We start from the raw sequence: 17915 nt of genomic DNA, 5'->3' as shown, positions 1-17915 counted from the left end.
GGCGGCATCCCGCGTTTATTCCAGCGGGTTTATTCCAGCGGCACTAAAGCACCACAGTTCCGCTGATGCACGTGGTTGAACGGCCTCCCACCCAGACGTCGCCGCCGACAGCGTTTACGTGGACACGCCCCGCCCGGCCCAGCACGGTACCTTGCGCAGCCGTGTACGACACCGGCGCACGGCCACCGCCGATCAGCCACTGCGCCGCGCCGGCGTTGAAGCTGCCCGTGACGGGCTCCTCGGCTGCGGCGTCGCCCGGAATGAATGTCCGCACTTCGAAGTCGGGTCCAGCTTCTGCGCCGTGCCGGCCGATCACACCTACTTTGAGGTCTTCCAGGGCGGCGAAATCCGGCTGGATGCCGAGCACGTGCCCGGCGGACTCCAGAAGCACACCGATCCACTCGGGGCCGTTGACCAGCCAGGAGGCATCCACAAGTTCGTGACGGGGCAAGCGCAGGCCCGCAGCGATCCGCGCCATGTCCTCCTCAGCGACCGGCCCGGAGCGCGTGAGGGGCGGCGCCGCGAACGCCAGCAGCTCCTCGTCGCGCATTACCGGGACAAGCCCGGCCCCGCATTCCTGGACCAGAACGCCTTCCTGCTTGGGAACGCCGCCGGCCTCCAGCCATGCGTGCGCCGATCCCAATGTGGGATGGCCCGCGAAAGGGAACTCCTCGTGGGCCGTGAAGATGCGGACGCGGTAGTCAGCCCCGGGATGCGTGGGCGGCAGGAGGAAGGCGGTCTCGGAGAGGTTGGTCCAGTTGGCAAACTGCTGCATCTGCTCAGTGCTGAGGCCTCCCGCATCGACTACTACCGCAAGGGGGTTGCCCCGGTAGGGTTCGTCGGTGAACACGTCCACCTGGGTGAACGGACGACGGCGGCGGGCGGGGCCAGGGTTGTGTCTCACCGCCGCAGGCTATCACCCGGAGCGGCGCCGCTGACAAGCGGCCCGGGCTCTGCCAGACTTCCGTCATGGCTGAAAACAAGACCCAGGCGACCGGCGCGTCAGTGGAGGAATTCCTGGCGGCAGTGGAGCATCCGGTCCGGCACCGGGACGGCTTCCGACTGCTGGAGTTGATGAGGGAAATCACCGGTGAAGAACCAGAGATGTGGGGCCCCACCATCGTGGGCTTTGGGCAGTACCACTATAAATACAAGAGCGGCCGGGAGGGGGACGCCGTGGCAGTGGGCTTTTCACCCCGGAAGGCAAGCCTCTCACTGTATGGGCTGACGTACGGACCCGAGGCCGCGGACCTGCTGCCCCGGCTCGGAAAGCACAAGACCGGCGCGGGCTGCCTGTACGTGAACAGGCTGGAGGACGTCGACGAGGACGTGTTGGCCGAATTGATCAGGGCCGGCTACCGGCACGTGACCACGGTCCTCCACAGCCCCTGACATCCCAACCCCCACACACAGCAACGCGGGGTCACTTGATGCCCCTCCGGAGGCACTTTTTGGGCAATAAGTGACCCCGCGTTGCATAGGGGGAAGGCACAGAAAAACCCCCGCCGCCGGAGTCCGGCAACGGGGGTTTTTCGTGCAGTTCAGGACTGGATAGCCGTGAAGACTACTTACCTGCTACTACGTCGAGTTCGATCACAGCGGCAACGTCAGCGTGGAGGCGGACGTTGGCCTGGTAGGAACCAACCGACTTGATGTGTGCCGGCAGTTCAACCTTGCGCTTGTCGATTTTGCCAAGGCCAGCGGCCTCAACAGCATCGGCCACGTCGGCCTGCTTGACGGTGCCGAACAGGCGTCCGGTCTCGCCAGCCTTGACGACGAGCTTGACCGGCTTGGCGGAGAGTGCAGCGGCCTGCTTCTGAGCATCTTCCAGGGAAGCGTGCTCGCGGGCGGCGCGGGCAGCCTTGATGGACTCAACCTGCTTCTCGCCACCCTTCGACCAGGTCAGGGCGAAGTTGCGGGGCAGCAGGTAGTTACGTGCGTAACCGTCCTTGACCTCGACAACGTCGCCAGCGGCACCGAGACCGGTTACTTCGTGGGTCAGAATGAGCTTTGCCATGTTAGTCAGTCCCTTCCTTAGCCGCGGCCAGCGCCGGAGTAGGGCAGCAGTGCAACTTCGCGGGCGTTCTTGATTGCCTGGGCGATCTTGCGCTGTTCCTGGACCGTGACGCCAGTGACGCGACGGGCGCGGATCTTTCCGCGGTCGGAGATGAACTTGCGCAGCAATGCTACGTCCTTGTAGTCGATGACAGTGATGTCAGCGGCCTTCAAGGGGTTGGACTTTGGTTTGGGCTTACGGAGTTCAGCCTTAGCCATCGTGGAGCTCCTATTCTATGGAGCCCGTGGATGTTGATCCACGGGATGGTGGTGGTCCGACGGCGGCAGTCGCGTCAGGTGCCTTGCGGCACCTTCGGCGGTCCCGGCGTCGGGCCTTATTTTTGGTGGTTAGAAGGGAGGCTCGGAATCGGGGCCGTTGCCCCAGCCGCCTGCATTGGAGACACCGGGCGTTGCCCAGGGATCCTCCTGTGCAGCCTGCTGGTTGCCGCCGCCGAAGCCGCCACCGGAGTTGCCGCCCTGGTTTCCACCAGAGTTGCCTCCTCCGAAGCCACCGCCGCTGTTGCCGCCGCCGAAGCCACCCTGTCCACCCTGTCCGCCGGAGCGCTGGGTGCGGTTGACCTTGGCATTGGCATAGCGCAGGCTCGGGCCGATTTCATCGACTTCGAGCTCGATAACGGTGCGCTTTTCGCCTTCTTTTGTTTCGTAGGAACGGCTCTTCAAACGGCCGGAAACGATCACGCGCATGCCCTTGGTGAGGGACTCGGCGACGTTCTCGGCTGCTTCACGCCATACCGCTGCGCGGAGGAACAGGGTTTCCCCGTCCTTCCACTCATTGGACTGGCGGTCAAAGGTGCGTGGGGTGGAAGCGATGGTGAAGTTCGCTACTGCCGAACCTGACGGTGTGAACCGCAATTCCGGGTCATTGGTGAGGTTACCGATGACCGTAATGGTGGTCTCGCCTGCCATCTACTGCCTCCTTGTTCGATCCTGGGTGAAGAATTCGATCCTGCGGGGTGAAGAATGAAAATTGGGGCTGAAATTACTCAGCAACAACCTTCTGCTCTTCGGGGCGGGTGATCTTGGTGCGCATGATGGTCTCGTTAAGAGACAGTTGGCGGTCAAGTTCCTTGGCGGTGTCCGGCTTGGCGGTGAAGTTCACCACAGCGTAGATACCTTCGGACTTCTTCTTGATTTCGTAAGCCAGTCGACGACGGCCCCAGATGTCAACCTTTTCGATGGTTCCACCATCGTTGGTGATGACGTTCAGGAACTTCTGAAGCGACGGCTCAACGGTACGCTCTTCGACCTCGGGGTCGATGATTACCATCAATTCGTAAGGACGCATATGTGAACCCACCTCCTTTGGGCTAAGCGGTTACGGCATTTCCGTAACAGGAGGTTCATTTGCGATGCCGTGCAATGCCCGGCCAACAGAACGGAGGCAGGGCGCAGCACAGACTTCAATATCTTAGTGCATTTGGACCGGATAGGCGATTCGCGCTTGACTCTAGGCTAGGCGACCGTCGTTCCGGCACGGAGGCCGGGGTGCGGCTATGTGGAAAACCCACCAGGCGGTAAACCTGGGCGGCGGATCCTGTCAACCCTGCGCCGCGCTGAGCCCCGAAACAAGTAGAAGACGCCCAATAGCGGTCAAAAAGACGAGTACTTGATCCCCGATAATTCTCTGGTGCCGCATTGGGATCGCAGCTATATTTGCATCCATCGGCTGGGTACCGATCTGGACGTAAAGATGCGGCCAGGTAGCTTGCCCGCACGGTCATGCAGATGGCTGTACGGGCATAGTTGTATGTGGACTGCCAGGCAACAAAACAGGTCTCCTTCTTCGATGGATGGGGACCAGATGTCATTAATAGGCCGGAACAAGGAGTTGGACCGGATCCTGTCCGTCATCCGGACGTCGAAGGAATCCTCCCTGACAATTGTGGGCAGGCGGGGTCTCGGCAAGTCAGCGCTTCTCTCCGAGATTCCGCGCCTCTCCGACTGCCGGACCGTTTTTCTGCGGGCAAGTCCCTCGGAGTCAGACTGGCCATTTTCGGGCCTCACAGCATTGCTGAACGGCATCGACGATCCCATCCTGAGCCGGTTCGCGGACGAACTTTTGCGGGATTCAGCCGGCGCGCTCGATGTTCCCGCCGTTTCCACCATGCTCCTTAATGGATTTCATCAGCGCTCGTCCGCGCGGACCGTCATTGTCGTCGATGATGCGGACCAACTGGATCCCAACAGCCAGGCGGTCTTGGGTTTCCTTTCCCGCCGCTTGGCCGGAACGGACATTGCACTGTTCATCAGCGTGCGCGATGAAGCGCCGGACAGCCCGTTCGGCGGCCTCCCTGCCCTCCATCTGAATGCACTGAACTACAACGACACGGTCCGGATACTGGAGTCGATCCCGGCGCGGCAGACTGCAACGACGGCGGTCCATGCGGTAGCCGCGGCAACCAAGGGCAACCCGCTCGCCGCGGTCGAGCTTTACACCTGCCTGCTGGAACGCCAGTCTGATGGGAAATACACGCTTCCCATTCCTTTGCCCTGCGAAGGCCGCTTTGAAGCCGAGTACACCGCGATAGTAGGGTCCCTGACGCTACCCGCCCGGCAGGTGCTGGAGCTGATGTCCCTGTCCTGCCGGAGCGACATCGCAACCTTGGAAAAGGTTGCGCGTGAGGCGTGGACAGGGCTGGATGAGCTCCGGACCAAGAGTCTGGTCAACCGGTCCGGTCCACACGTGCAGATCGTCGACCAGCTGCTGCGGGGCTATGTCTTCGCCACCGTGTCACCGGCCCTCCGGAACGCCAGCCATTGCGCGCTGGCAGAGGCAGCCGGTACTGCCGACCCTTATGCCCGCCGATGGCACCTGAGTTTCAGCGCGCTTGGGCGCCAGACCCCGTTTGACCTCCTCCGCTTTGCGGTTGACATGATCCGCGGCGGGGAGGTGTCCTTTGCCGTGGAGTACATCGAGCGCGCGCTCACCATTAGACCCTGCGAGGCGGAGACGGCGGAGCGGTTGACCACCGTGGCCGAGCTCCTGTTCAAGAGGGGGGAGTTCGTCTATGCCAAGCGATATCTGGACTGGGCACAGCGCGAGACCCGCAACCCGGCCCTGATCCTGCGGCTGGCCGGGCTAGCCTTCGAAATCCAGTTCATGCAGGGAGCGGCCGTCCGGTCCAGCATGGTGCTGCGCCTGGTGAAGGAATTCGGCCAGCATGACCCCACTTACGCGGCCACCCTGCTGGCCACCGGTTCACTCTATTACGCCGAACGCTGGGAGGTGGGCGATGCCCACAGCCTGCTCCAACGGGCGCGGGACTTCTGGGACGCCGCCTCCGAGGACTGCCTCGCGGTGGCAGACAGCGCTACTCTGCTCATCGAGGCGATCAAGGGCAACACGGAACATTTCCACCGCAAACATGGGGCGGCCGGGGGCCCGGCGGCTCTTTTGGTGGAGGGCCGCACGCTCAGCTACGCCGAGAACTATGAATTGGCCCAGGAGGTGTTCGCGATAGTCCGGCACTCCGCCGAGGAGGACTGCATTAATTGGCGACAAACCGCAGCGTACCTAGCAGTGGACAATGAGATCCGTGCGGGTACTGTACGGAAAGCTGTCCGGCTCATCGACGGCCTGGAGGGCACCGAACCCGAAACGAAATACCACCGGGGGATGCGCCACATTTTCCGGGTGTGGCGGGCTCACTCCCTGGGCGATGAAGTACTTGCCCAGGCCTATGCGGCCGAGGCCCTGCATTTCGCCGGGGAAGAAAGCCATCCGGCCATCACTGCCCAGTTGGCTGCCTGCCAGGGTCATTTCGCGCTGATGCGCGGCAACCTGGCCGAGTCCTGCGCCCAGTTGTCCCGTGCCGCGGAGATCGGCCTGAGGTTCGCCAATCCCACGCTGCTCCGCTGCGATGCGGACCTCGTGGAGGTCCTAGTTCGGCTGGGGCGGCACCGCGAAGCCACCCACGCCTTTCAACGTCTGGAGAGCCGCTCTGCAGGGCTGATATCCCCCTGGCTCCTGATTGCTGCGGCGCGCAGCCGCGCCATGCTGGCCGACGGTCAGGAGTCGCTGCGCCTTTTCAACGTCGCACTGGACTGCGAAAACTCCCACGCTTCACTGCTTGAGCGCGCCAGGACCCTTCTATGCTACGCAGAACGGCTAAGCGCCGTTGGGCGGCTGCGGGATGCCCGGGATGGCCTGTTGCGAGCGAAGGTCCTGTTCGACGAAGCCGGAGCCGACGCGTGGACGCAGCACGTGGATTCGCTCCTACTTGACGATCAGATCGCGCCCGCCCGCGGGCCTGCCAACCCAGCGATGCTGATACTCGCCGACCACGAACGCGCCCTTGCCCAAATGGTGGCCCGCGGCATGCGGAACAAGGAAATTGCCGCCAGCCTGTTCGTGTCCGTACGGACGGTTGAAGTTCGCCTCACCGCCATCTATCGGAAGCTTGGTATCGAATCCCGCGCGCAACTCTCCGCCATAGCCACCGGGAAGTCAGCCGCCATCCGGGAGCAATACGTCCTTCCATTTCTTTAACTGCACCTAAACGGCCCCGCAGTTTCCACACTGTTCGTTCGCCCCACCCACATAGCCCCGGATTTCCCCGTGAAAACCGCCATCTTAGGACTAGATTTTGCAAACACGTGAGACCGCCGCGACAAGAAAAGTAGGTGCCCTATGACTGCGGAGACCGTCCTTGCCCGGATCAGCATCACGAAACCATGGCTCGGTGACGAGGAGGCCAAAGCACTTGCCGAGGTGGTCGCGTCCGGTTCGATTGGGCAGGGGCCCAAGGTCAAGGAGTTCGAGGCTGGCTTCAGTGCCTCGCAGGAGGTCCGTCATGCCGTCGCAACATCTAGCTGTACAGCCGCGCTGCACCTCGCGCTGGTGGTTGCCGGAATTGGTCCGGGCGACGACGTGGTAGTGCCATCCCTGTCCTTCGTCGCCACCGCCAACGCTGTGACTTACGTCGGGGCACGACCGGTGTTCTGCGACGTGGACCCGGCCAGTGGCAACGCCACAGCCGAGACCATCCACGCGGCGCTGACCCTGGATACCCGCGCCGTCATTGTGGTGGACCAGGGCGGAGTGCCCGTGGACCTGGACCCCATCCGGGAACTCTGCGACCGGCACGAAATCACCGTGATCGAAGATGCCGCCTGCGCGGTGGGTTCACTCTACAAGGGCCGTCCCGTGGGCAGCGGGGCTGACCTGACCGTCTGGTCTTTTCACTCGGACAAAGTCGTCACCACGGGTGAAGGCGGGATGCTCACCACGCACCGGGCGGATTGGGCGGCGCGGGCCCGGACCCTGCGCGAGCATTCCAAGGGCCTGCCCCCGACGGACCGGCAGGACTCGGTGCAGTCACCGCCACGGCTCCATCTCGAAGTCGGTTTCAACTACCTGATGACAGATATGCAGGCTGCGGTCGGAATTGTGCAGCTGCGGCGGCTCGCCCAGATGGTGGCCCGGCGTCGGGAAATCGCGGCGTCGTATGTGGCCGGGCTGGCCGGCCTGAAAGGCCTGCGGTTCGTGGCGGACCCGCCCTACGGCACCACTAACTTCCAGTCCTTCTGGGTTGAGGTCCAGCCGGGGTTTGCCGCCGGCCGCGAAGGACTGCTCTCCCGGCTGGCTGACTCCGGCATCTCAGCCACGCGAGGCGTCATGGCGGCGCACCGGCAACCGGCTTACCGCTGGCGCGACACAGGCAACGCAAGGCTGCAGCACACCGAGCGGCTTACTGACAGCACGCTGATCCTGCCCGTGTTCCACGAACTGGACACGGTCAGCATTAACCGTGTCATCAACACCATCCAGACCGCTGGCCCGGGTGTGGCCCATGAGTGAGCTAATCCTGATCGCCGCGAGCGGCCTGGCCCGCGAAGTTTTAGCTATGGTGCGAAGCAGTGGTCAATACGACGTCGTAGGGCTGCTCGATGATGACAAGCAGATGGCTGGGGTCACCGTGGACGGGGCGCCGGTACTGGGAACCATCGATGACGCGCCAGCCTACTTGCACGCGTTCGTCCTCGTTTGTCTCAGCTCGGGCAGATTGCGTGAAGGTGTGGTGGAGCGGCTCACTGACATGGGGCTGCACGAGGCGCGGTACGCTACCGCGATCGACCCGACTGTGGAGTGCCCGGAGGGGTGCCGGATCGGCCGGGGCAGCATCCTCCTGCGCAATGTAACGCTGACAGCCTCAGTCACCCTCGGTTCACACGTGGTGGTGATGCCGTCCGTGACGTTCACACACGACGACGACGTGGCGGACTTCGCGACCTTCGACGCCGGGGTGTCGCTGGGCGGCGGAGTCCGGATTGGCCGTGGAGCCCACCTGGGGATGAATTCTAGCGTCAGGGAAGGGACATCGGTGGGAGCCTACGCGACCGTTGGCATGGGCGCCGCGGTGCTCAGCAAAGTGCCCGACCGCGAAACCTGGGTAGGCGTCCCGGCCCGCGGAATCGACCACGAAGCTTCCAGCTACGGGCTTTGAAGCCCCCGGGCTGATGGCAGCCGGGCCCTAAGCCGCGGTCCTGAAGAACAGCTCCGCCACTGCGGCCAGCCGATGCGGATCCTCCACACCACACAGCTCGCGCGCGGAGTGCATCGAGAGCAGCGGCACCCCGACGTCGACCGTCCTGATCCCGAGGCGGGTGGCAGTCAGTGGTCCGATAGTGGAGCCGCAGGGCATCACGTTGTTGGAGACGAACTCCTGGTAGGGCACGCCAGCCTCCCCGCAGAGCCGTGCCCAGAAAGCGGCACCGTTGGCGTCCGTGGCATACCGCTGGTTGGCATTGATCTTCAGCAGCGGGCCGCCGTTGAGGACAGGGTGGTTGGCCGGATCGTGCCGTTCGGGGTAGTTTGGGTGGACGGCGTGGCCGGCGTCTGCTGAAACGCAGAACGACGCCGCCAGAGCCTGCCGCCGCTGGCTCACCGTGGCATCGAGGCCGTCGGAGATCCGAATCAGTGCGTCCTCAAGGATGGGACCGCAGGCCCCGGAACGGGAGTTCGAGCCAATTTCCTCATGGTCGAAGGCCGCGAGGACGGCGATCGGCGCACCGGCGCTGGACCCGCCGCCAGATCCTCCGCCGGCAGCGGCGGCAGAGTGCGCGATCAGCGCCGCCAGCCCTGCATGCGTCGCCGAAAGGTTGTCCAGCCGCCCGGAGGCGAAGAACTCCCCGTTGACCCCGAAAACCGCGGGCTGCTGCGTGTCCGCAATGACGACGTCGTACCCCCCGATCCGTGCAGCATCAACAGAGCCGCCCGGCACATGCGAGGCAAGAACCTCCAGCAGATCAAAGTCGGCGGCGTTGCCCAGCCCCCACACGGGGTTCATGTGCCGCTGCTTGTCCAGCGTGAGGCCGTCGTTGACGGCGCGGTCCAGGTGGATGGCCAGCTGCGGGAACCGGAGCATCGGGCCGGTGGCCGTGAGGTGCTGGGTTCCGTCCAGCATGACCAGCCGGCCGGCCAGCTGCAGCTCGCGGTCCAGCCAGGAGTTCAGGAGCGGGCCCCCGTAGACTTCGACGCCGGCCTGCAGCCAGCCGAACGCGCCCGTGGTGGGCTTGGGCTTGAGCTTGAAGGACGGCGAGTCCGTGTGCGCTCCCAGGATGTTGAACGCGGTGGTGGGTCCGGCGTCCTCCGGCACCACCCACGCGATCAGGGCGCCGTCGCGGACAAAGTAGAACGAGCCCGTCCCGCCGGCCCACTGTTCCCGCTCGTTCAGGCCGGTGAACCCTGCTTCGTCCAGTCGGCGCGCGGCCTCGCGGACGGCGTGGAAGCTCGATGGCGATGCGCTGACGTACGCGCCGAGGTCATGGATATGGTCTGCGGCGGCGGAAGGTGAAGGCATGGTTCCGAGTCTAACGCCGCACCCGGTGCCTACAGGGTGACGTTCAGGCCCGCGGTGTAGCCCGTGGCGGCGGAGCCGGTCATCGTGGCCAGTTGGTAGATGCCGCCATCGTCCCCAAAGACGTTGTCCGACTGCAGCGTGGTCCGATTCATGTTGACCACGCTGTCCTCGTAGCCCGGCGTGGCGTAGACCTCGTCACAGGCGGCCTTCGTCAGCGCAATCTGTGACACCGCCAGCACCTGTCCCGCGGCCGTTGCGTTGCTCATGGACGCGAACACTTCGAAATGGATGTGCGGCCAGCGCCCGGAGTAGGCGCCGGGGAAGACTGAGGTAAAGGTGACCTGACCGTTGGCGTCGGCCTCCTGGACGCCGCGAAGGTAGTTTTCGTTGGACAGGCCCGAATCGTAGAGGGAATACCTTCCCTCCCGGTCGCAGTGCCAGGCGTAAACTGCCGCTCCGGACAGGGGAACGCAGCCGTTGGCGTTGTCCAGCAGGGTCAGGGTGAAGGTCAACGGCACGCCCTCGGCCTTGGCGCTGCCGGTCCCGAAGCTTGTGGTGATGTCTTGCCGGACCACCCCCGAGGCGGTCAGCACGTTGGGGCCGTTGGAGCCGTCACCGGGGTAAGGGCCTGCCGTTTCCTCGGGGATCCCCACACCGCACTCGGCGATCGCACGTGTGAGCGTGGGGCTGGTGGTGGAGGTCGCCGTCGTGCTTGTTGCGGCGCTTGCGGCGGCACTTTCCGTGGCGGCCGACGACGGCGTGCCGGCTGTGCTGCCCGACCCGCCGGGGGTGCATGCTGCCAGGGCCGCTGCCGCGCCGCCTGCGCCGAAGAACATGCCGAGTGAGCGGCGGCTCATGAGGGTGGAAAGGTCAAACTCGAGGCCACGGTCGTGGTTGGGATGGGGAACGTGATTGCTCATGGCTCAATCCAACCCGCCGCCCCTGTCGCTTGCATAGGCCGTACCTGTGCCCACGCTGTGCGTCAGTAGTCCGCGCCCGAGTCAGTAGTCAGGATTGCTGGGGACCACCAGGCCGGTTTCATACGCGTAGACCACTGCCTGCACCCGGTCCCGCAGGTGGAGTTTGGTGAGGATCCTGCGGACGTGGGTCTTGACGGTGGCTTCTGACAGGAAATACCGGTGCGCGATCTCGGCGTTGGACAGGCCCTCGGCCATGGCTTCGAGCATCTCGGTTTCGCGCGGGGTCAGGTCTTCCAGCAGGGGATCCCGCGGCGTGGAGGCCGCGGGGCGGGCGGCACCGCGGACGTAGGTTTCCAGCAGCCGCTGCGTGACGCGCGGAGCCACCACGGCATCCCCGCTGGCCACCACCCGGACGGCCTGGATCAGTTCCGACGGCGCCACGTCCTTGAGCAGGAACGCGGATGCCCCGGCCTGGAGTCCGGCGAAGGCGTATTCATCAACGTCGAAGGTGGTGAGGATGATCACCCGCGCGGAGGCCCCCGTGGCGGTGATGGCACGCGTTGCCTCGATGCCGTCCAGCACGGGCATCCGGACGTCCATCAGCACCACGTCCGGCTTGAGGTCACGCACCTGGCGGACGGCTTCGGCGCCGTCGGACGCTTCCCCCACAATGCTGAGGTCATCCTCGCCTTCCAGGATGAGGCGAAACCCCATCCTCAGCAGCGGCTGGTCGTCCACCAGCAGGACGGTGATCGGTTGGGTCTCAGTCATGCTCTGCCTTGCAGTTGGGGAACGTGCTCAGATTCCGGAATGTCCTCGCCCGGCCAGCTCAGGACGGCACGCACGCGCCAGCCACGGCCACCGCGCCCGGCCTCCACCGTGCCAGCATAGATGCGCGCCCGCTCCGCCATGCCCGCCAACCCCTGGCCCGACCCGGTACCCCCCGCACCCTGGTGCCCCGACCCCGGCCCGCTGCCCTCGGCGGTGCCCTGTCCTGCCGCTGCCGCGCCGTCGTCGAGCACTTCGATGGTGACGGTGGAACCGTCCCGGACGATGCTGACGTCCACCCGCCCGAGTGACCTGCCGTAGCGGAGCACGTTGGTCAGTGACTCCTGCACGATCCGGTAGACGGTCAGCTGGAACGCCGCATCGTTGGGCAGCGCGGGTCCGGTGTGTGAGTAGTACAGGGGCAGGCCTGCGGTGCGGAAGCCTTCCAGGAGTTTCGCCAGGCTGTCGCCGGACGCGAGCGGCTGCCGCGGCGCCGTTCCGGCGTCGTCCCGGAGGACGCCCAGGACGCGGCGCATGTCTGCAAGCGCGGTCCGGCCGGTCCGCGAAAGCTCGCCCAGCACCTCGCCGGCACGGTCGGGACTTTTCCGGACCACGACGGCGGCACCATCGGAGAGGCTGACCATGACGGTCAGGGAGTGCGCCACGACGTCGTGCATTTCGCGGGCGATCCGGTTCCGTTCGTTGACGGACGCCAGGCTGGCGGTCCGCGCGGCCCAGGCCGCGATCTCCTGCTCGTGTTCCCGGCGCTGCCGCACCGAGATGCCGATCCCGGTGGCGATGACGTTGGAAAGGGCGATGGTGGCGCCGGTGGCGATGCTCGTCAGGAGGTGGAAGTCCCCGGGGTTGCTCGCGGCATCACGGACAAAGGAATTCTCCATGGGAGTTACCGCGGCAAGGAGGTATAGCAGGGCAAGCGGTGCCGTTGCCGCCGCCATGGTCACCAGGGCGAACCTGCGCGTATGCACCACCGCCACCGCGTAGAGCGAGAACCACAGCCCCGCCGAGACATTCGAGCCCCACGGGTGAAGCAGGGTGACCGCCACTTCCATCACCGCCACGAATGCTGCCAGCGCCACGGGATAGGAGCGCCGGACAAACAGCGCACCTGCCACCGTGAGGAGGAGCGCCGCCGCCAGCCAGGCTCCCTGCAGGATGGCATCCACTATGGTGGGGGCCACCAGAAGGGTGTAACTGCCGGCAACCACTGCATCCATAACGCGCGGACGCTGGTAAAGGTACCGCCGGAGCAGGCCACGGCGCTTGGCCGTGATTTCGGCAAAGGACGCGTCGGCCAGTCCGGCCGACGCGTCCTTTACCAGTGCCGCTTCATTCATGCTCTGAGCCTAGCTTCAGCTCAGACGTCGCGTTTCTTGAGCACCAGCATCGCCGGAACGAGGAACAGCAGCACGTAGCCCAGGAAAATCAGGCCACCCTGCCAGGGATCGATGACGCCATCGGTGTGGCCGATGGACAGGAACCGCCCGCCGGCGTCGCTCGGGAGGTACTGGGGCACGTACTTCCAGAAATCACCGGGGATCAGCGTCAGGAAGCTGGAGGCGATGGACAGGACGAAGAACAGCCCCACCAGAACGGTGATGCCGCCGGCGGAGTTGCGCAGCAGTGCACCGAGCGACAGACCAATCAGGGCCACGCCGGCAACGTAGAGGCCTCCCGTGAAGACGCTGTACATCACGCCTTCAGTGGACCAATCCAGGTCGAACCCCAGTCCCTGAAACACCGGCATCGCGATCAGGAAGGTGGCTACGGCGGCGATGGTGGTGATGACATAGGAGATGACCGCAAGGATGATCGCCTTCGCCACGAAGGCCGGAGTGCGGCGCGGGACGGCGTTCATAGTGGACCGGATCATGCCGGTGGCGTACTCCGATGAAATGAACAAGACAGCAAGCGAACCCAACACCAGGATGCCGATCTGGAGGCCGGCGTTGGGCAGGTTGTAGAGGTCAAAGCCCGATCCCGGCGGGAAGGACTGCGCCATCATTTCCGGCGTCATAGTCTGGCCCTGGTCCCTTGCCTGCCGGGTCATTTCGTCCAGGAAGGAGAACCGGATCAGGACGGCGAGGGCACCGACGCCCACAATGGCCACAAGGGTCAGGAGCAGCAGGATGCGGGTGGACATCAGGGACCACAGCTTGATCCATTCGGACCGCAGCACGCCGGTGAACGTAACCCCTCTCGTGCCGGCTGTGGAACGGACCCGGGAAGTCTGGGTATCAGTCATGGTGGTCATCCTCTTTACTTTCCTGCCGTTGCCGGGGCGGCTTCCGGGGCGAACGCGCCCGCTGGTCCACCGGTCAGGTGCGAGTGGTATTCCACTTCGTCCTTGGTGAGGTCGAAGTAGGCGTCTTCCAGAGACGACAGTTGTGGGGTGAGTTCATAGACCAGCACGGCGTTGTCCAGGGCCACTTGGGCGATCTGGCGCGAATCCAGGCCGGTCACTTCCAGTGTTTCCTGCTCGTTCTGGTCCACCGTCACTCCATTGCCCGCCAGCAGGGCCGACAGTTGCGTGGCGGCCGATGTGCGCACGAGGGTCCGGACCTGGCGCGTGCCCGCAATGATTTCCTGGACGGGGGCATCGGCAATGATCTTGCCTCGGCCGATCACAATCAGGTGGTCCGCCGTCTGGGCCATTTCACTCATCAGGTGCGAGGACAGGAAGATCGTCTTCCCCTGGTTGGCGAGGTAGCGGACCAGGTTGCGGACCCACAGGACACCTTCGGGATCAAGGCCGTTGACTGGCTCGTCGAGAATCAGGGTCTGCGGATCGCCAAGGAGCGCGGCCGCAATGCCCAGGCGCTGGCCCATACCCAGTGAGAATCCGCCGGCCTTCTTTTTGGCCACGGCTTCGAGGCCGGTCATTTCGATGACTTCATGGACCCGGGCCGTGGGAATGTTGTTCGTGGCTGCCATGGCGCGCAAGTGGTTGTAGGCGCTGCGGCTTGTGTGGACCGCCTTCGCGTCCAGCAGCGCACCCACCTCGTGCAGGGGGGCCTTGTGGTCGGCATAGTGCAGGCCGTTCACGGTGACCGTGCCCGACGTCGGCCGGTCCAGTCCCATGATCATGCGCATGGTAGTGGATTTGCCGGCACCGTTCGGGCCCAGGAAGCCCGTCACCTGCCCTGCCTTGACGGTGAAGCTGACGCCGTCAACGGCCGTCTTGCTTCCGTAGACCTTGCTCAGGCCTGTTGCCTCAATCATGGAGTGTTCCTTCGAACAGCAGCCAGGAGGCTGCGGGATGCTGGGACGTTTGGGTGTGTACGCTCCACGCTACCGACGGGAATCCCCGATTTCGCCTGTCTCAGGGATGATTCAGGGTCGAATCAGGGTCATCCGGACGGATGATCAGGGGACCAACGCGGGCCCAGGGCCACTTCACGGGGGAACACTGGCCTTAAGCCCCCCTGCTCAGGACCGGGGCGAATAATAGGTCAGGGCCCGCGGCTCCACCCGGACCCGGACGCTGCGCACGCCGGCCAGCGCTTCGCCGTCGACGGCCAAGGCCATCGGAGAGCCCTCCGACTCAATGCGGACCTCCGTGGCCTCCCTCAGATGGGTGATCCGTGACGTCGCCACCGTTCCGGTCAGCACCGACCACAGGAGCCGCAGCCGCGCAAAGGATTCATCCGCGGTGATCATCCGAACGTCCAGGACGCCGTCGTCCAGCACCGGCCGCAGCAGGGGCGCGTGGTCCCGGGGGTAGTAGCGGCCGCGCCCAACATAGGCGATCCAGACCTTGTGCCGCGTACCGTCAACGATCAGTGTGTTGGGGGTTCCCACGGCGAAGGTCCGGAACATGGCCACCACTCCGGCCAGCGGCTTGCCCAGGGCGGGCTGCAACTGTTCCCGTCGCCGGACCAGGTCGGGGTACAGGCCGACGCTGGCCGTATTGACCATGATGAGTTCGGCCGTCTCCGGGTTTCCGGCCAGCCCGCGCTCGACGGTTACGATGCCCACGTCTGCGTGCGCGGCCTCACCCCTGGTTGCGGCAATGACTGCCTCTTTGAGGCTCCCGGTCCCCGTATCGCGTGCGAAGTGGTTCAGCGTGCCGCCTGGCAACACCAGCAAGGGCAGTGAATGCTCGACGGCGGCCGCGGCCGCCGCGCCTACGGTTCCGTCACCGCCCCACACCCCAAGGGCGCGCGTGCCGTCCAATGTCGCTGCGGTCTGGATGGCTACCGCGAGGCTCTCGTCCGGCTGGACCGACTCTATATGCGCATCTGGGAATACTTCTTGGAGGGCTGCAGCCGTTTGCTCCGTGAAGGAACCGCCAAGGGTGTTCACCACGATGGTGAGGCCGGAGCCTCCCGGCAGTTCAGGGGCGTCCGTCACGGTTCGGGTCACCTCGGGAAACGGGAGACGAACGGGCCACCACGTGCGGGTGACCAGCGCGGCGGCCGCACCGATGGCAGAGCCGAAAAATACATCCGAGGGCCAGTGCGCCCCCGTGTGGACGCGTGAATAGGCAACACCAAATGCCGCTGGTGCCAGTGCTGCACCGAGGGCTGGCTTGACCAGTCCGGCACCGAGTGCGAAAGCGCTAGCAGAGGCCGAATGTCCGGATGGCATGGAGGAACTGGTGGGCTGCGGATGGACAAACCGGAATACCGGCAGGTGCTCCGGCAGGGGCCGGGTACGCGGCAACAATGTTTTGAAGCCGGCGTTGGTCACAGCGGAAGCCACGGCCTGGGCGATCAGACCGTGCAGGGCGGCCCTGCGGGGCCTCCCCGGAAACAGTGCCATGACCGCGGCAGCTCCCATCCAGAGCTTTCCGTGGTTGGCTGACGCGGAGAGGCGGCGGAAGAACGTGTCATGATTCCCTCCGGGGAAGGAGGAAACACCCCGGACCAGATGCCGGTCAAGGCGGCTGATCCACCCCGGTCCTTTGCGCCACTTGGTGTGCATCTCTCCACCCTAATCCCGGTGAGCACGGCCTTCGAGGACCCGCGGACGTTGTCCTGCCCTAGTTCGAGTCCTGGGCCTTACCAGCCGCCTGCGGTTGCGGGGAGGAAAGAGGTTTCGCGGCTCCCGCGAGGACCAGCGCAACCACTATCGGAGCGAGGATGGCGAGCAGGGCCAGGTGGATTCCGGTGAGGTCCCCAAGGTAGCCCAGCAGGGGCGGTCCGGCAAGGAACGAGATATACCCCAGAGTGGATACAACCGATACCCGGGCCGCAGCATGCTTCGGATCGTCTGCTGCCGCGGACATTCCCATGGGAAAGGCGAGAGCCGCGCCGACACCCCAGAGCGCAGCTCCCAGGCCGGCCAGCCAGACGTTCCCGGCGAGCACAAACAGACAGAGCCCGGCAGCTGCTGCGGCCATGCTGGCACGGAGCACTGCCACGCGGCCGTAGGCGTCAATCACCCGGCCACCGAAGAATCGCATCGCGGTCATGGCCAGGACAAACAGGGCGAACATGAGGGCACCGGTGGACTCTGAAGTCCCCAGGCCGTCAACTGTTGCCTTGGCGATCCAGTCGTTTCCTGCACCTTCAGTGAGGGTGGCACCGAGGACTACAACGCCAATCAGCAGGGTACGGCTGTCGCGCCAGGCGGACGGGCCCTTCACAGCCTTGGGCTCTCCGTCGACAGGAGCCTCCACGGGCACGTGGGGGAGGAAATAGCGGGGCGCAAACAGTGCCACCACCACCACAACCCCGGCGATGACCAGCAGGTGCTCCGGCAGTCCGACGCCGATGGTCGACAGCCCCGCACCGATCAGTGCACCAACAAAGGCCCCGCCGCTGAAGGCAGCGTGGAACTGGGGCATGATGGTCCGCCGCAACTTGTGCTCGACGTCGGCACCCTCAATGTTTTGGGAGACATCCCACAGTCCGATGCCGATGCCGAAAAAGAACAGGGCCACGGCAGTGGCGGGAATCGATCCAGCTGACAGGGAGAGTGCTATCCCGACGCCGGCCAGTGCAGCCAGCACCCCGGCTGCGCGTACAGCGTTGGCGGTGCCGATCCGTCCCACCACAAGGCCCGCCGTCGGAAGCGCCAGCAACGAGCCAATGGCCGTGCACAGCAGCAGGGTGCCCATCTGCCCGGATGTCAGATGCAGCGTCTCCGTGACCGCGGGGATCCGCGCAGCCCAGCTGGCAAAAACAAAGCCATTGACGCCGAAGACCACAAAAGTGGCGGCAGCCGCAGCGCGTAGGGAGGGGCCGGCCGAGGTACTGGAGATGTCGGTCTTCATGCTGGAATGCTAGCAACCGATGGGAAATCCAACCCGAGCCCTGGCCCAACCTCTCTCACCTGATGCGCTTAAATGACCGACGTTCTCTCACTTTCCTAAGGAGAGTATGAG

The 17915-nt window shown here is 64.9% G+C and carries 17 protein-coding genes; 4 read left to right on the top strand and 13 right to left on the bottom strand.

What is annotated here, in order from left to right; all coding sequences use genetic code 11:
- Positions 1–43 precede the first annotated feature (43 nt).
- Positions 44–904 carry a PhzF family phenazine biosynthesis protein gene (locus J2808_RS17035; protein ID WP_309818973.1) on the bottom strand — a complete coding sequence of 287 codons (861 nt, stop codon included), beginning with the start codon at positions 902–904 and terminating at the stop codon, positions 44–46.
- A 65-nt stretch (positions 905–969) separates the two neighbouring features.
- On the opposite strand from J2808_RS17035, the gene J2808_RS17030 reads away from it, so the two are divergent.
- Complete coding sequence (locus tag J2808_RS17030) at positions 970–1392, top strand: DUF1801 domain-containing protein (RefSeq protein WP_309818971.1); 423 nt, start codon at positions 970–972, stop codon at positions 1390–1392.
- Positions 1393–1564: 172 nt separating this feature from the next.
- On the opposite strand, the gene rplI is transcribed toward J2808_RS17030, so the two are convergent.
- The 4 genes from rplI to rpsF all read right to left on the bottom strand — a co-directional run bounded on the left by rplI (position 1565) and on the right by rpsF (position 3361).
- Positions 1565–2017 carry a 50S ribosomal protein L9 gene (gene rplI / locus J2808_RS17025; RefSeq protein ID WP_309818969.1) on the bottom strand — a complete coding sequence of 151 codons (453 nt, stop codon included), beginning with the start codon at positions 2015–2017 and terminating at the stop codon, positions 1565–1567.
- 17 nt (positions 2018–2034) lie between these two features.
- Positions 2035–2274 carry a 30S ribosomal protein S18 gene (gene rpsR / locus J2808_RS17020; protein ID WP_003800144.1) on the bottom strand — a complete coding sequence of 80 codons (240 nt, stop codon included), beginning with the start codon at positions 2272–2274 and terminating at the stop codon, positions 2035–2037.
- Positions 2275–2403: 129 nt separating this feature from the next.
- Complete coding sequence (locus J2808_RS17015; RefSeq protein WP_131132000.1) at positions 2404–2982, bottom strand: single-stranded DNA-binding protein; 579 nt, start codon at positions 2980–2982, stop codon at positions 2404–2406.
- Between the two features lie 73 nt (positions 2983–3055).
- Positions 3056–3361, bottom strand: a complete 306-nt coding sequence (gene rpsF, locus J2808_RS17010) for a 30S ribosomal protein S6 (protein WP_011693941.1) — start codon at positions 3359–3361, stop codon at positions 3056–3058.
- A 516-nt stretch (positions 3362–3877) separates the two neighbouring features.
- On the opposite strand from rpsF, the gene J2808_RS17005 reads away from it, so the two are divergent.
- The 3 genes from J2808_RS17005 (at position 3878) to J2808_RS16995 (ending at position 8522) form a co-directional block, all read left to right on the top strand.
- On the top strand, positions 3878–6565 hold the full coding sequence (locus J2808_RS17005) for a helix-turn-helix transcriptional regulator (protein ID WP_309818965.1): 2688 nt from the start codon (positions 3878–3880) through the stop codon (positions 6563–6565).
- 141 nt (positions 6566–6706) lie between these two features.
- Positions 6707–7876 (top strand): DegT/DnrJ/EryC1/StrS family aminotransferase, encoded by a 1170-nt coding sequence (locus J2808_RS17000; protein ID WP_309818963.1) that lies wholly within the window; start codon positions 6707–6709, stop codon positions 7874–7876.
- Positions 7869–8522: a NeuD/PglB/VioB family sugar acetyltransferase gene (locus tag J2808_RS16995; RefSeq protein ID WP_309818961.1), complete on the top strand. Its 654-nt coding sequence runs from the start codon at positions 7869–7871 to the stop codon at positions 8520–8522. The genes J2808_RS17000 and J2808_RS16995 overlap by 8 nt, the downstream gene beginning before the upstream one ends.
- Before the next feature lie 27 nt (positions 8523–8549).
- On the opposite strand, the gene J2808_RS16990 is transcribed toward J2808_RS16995, so the two are convergent.
- The 8 genes from J2808_RS16990 to J2808_RS16955 form a co-directional block, all read right to left on the bottom strand.
- Positions 8550–9878 (bottom strand): M18 family aminopeptidase, encoded by a 1329-nt coding sequence (locus J2808_RS16990; protein WP_309818959.1) that lies wholly within the window; start codon positions 9876–9878, stop codon positions 8550–8552.
- Between the two features lie 29 nt (positions 9879–9907).
- Positions 9908–10798 carry an intradiol ring-cleavage dioxygenase gene (locus tag J2808_RS16985; protein ID WP_309818957.1) on the bottom strand — a complete coding sequence of 297 codons (891 nt, stop codon included), beginning with the start codon at positions 10796–10798 and terminating at the stop codon, positions 9908–9910.
- A gap of 81 nt (positions 10799–10879) precedes the next feature.
- On the bottom strand, positions 10880–11569 hold the full coding sequence (locus J2808_RS16980; protein ID WP_309818956.1) for a response regulator transcription factor: 690 nt from the start codon (positions 11567–11569) through the stop codon (positions 10880–10882).
- Positions 11566–12921: a sensor histidine kinase gene (locus tag J2808_RS16975; protein WP_309818953.1), complete on the bottom strand. Its 1356-nt coding sequence runs from the start codon at positions 12919–12921 to the stop codon at positions 11566–11568. The genes J2808_RS16980 and J2808_RS16975 overlap by 4 nt, the downstream gene beginning before the upstream one ends.
- 20 nt (positions 12922–12941) lie before the next feature.
- Positions 12942–13829 (bottom strand): ABC-2 transporter permease, encoded by an 888-nt coding sequence (locus J2808_RS16970; RefSeq protein ID WP_309818951.1) that lies wholly within the window; start codon positions 13827–13829, stop codon positions 12942–12944.
- Positions 13830–13843: 14 nt separating this feature from the next.
- The gene (locus tag J2808_RS16965; protein WP_309818949.1) at positions 13844–14806 is read right to left on the bottom strand and encodes an ABC transporter ATP-binding protein; all 963 of its coding nucleotides are present in this window, start codon (positions 14804–14806) and stop codon (positions 13844–13846) included.
- A 207-nt stretch (positions 14807–15013) separates the two neighbouring features.
- On the bottom strand, positions 15014–16510 hold the full coding sequence (locus J2808_RS16960; RefSeq protein ID WP_309818948.1) for a bifunctional phosphatase PAP2/diacylglycerol kinase family protein: 1497 nt from the start codon (positions 16508–16510) through the stop codon (positions 15014–15016).
- A gap of 58 nt (positions 16511–16568) precedes the next feature.
- Positions 16569–17804 (bottom strand): MFS transporter, encoded by a 1236-nt coding sequence (locus J2808_RS16955; RefSeq protein WP_309818946.1) that lies wholly within the window; start codon positions 17802–17804, stop codon positions 16569–16571.
- Positions 17805–17915: the final 111 nt, after the last annotated feature.

The organism is Pseudarthrobacter sulfonivorans, from assembly GCF_031454915.1.
Classification (GTDB): Bacteria; Actinomycetota; Actinomycetes; order Actinomycetales; family Micrococcaceae; genus Arthrobacter; species Arthrobacter sulfonivorans_C.
The sequence above is the reverse complement of the archived record's forward strand: the minus strand, read 5'-3'. Positions and strand labels throughout refer to the sequence as shown.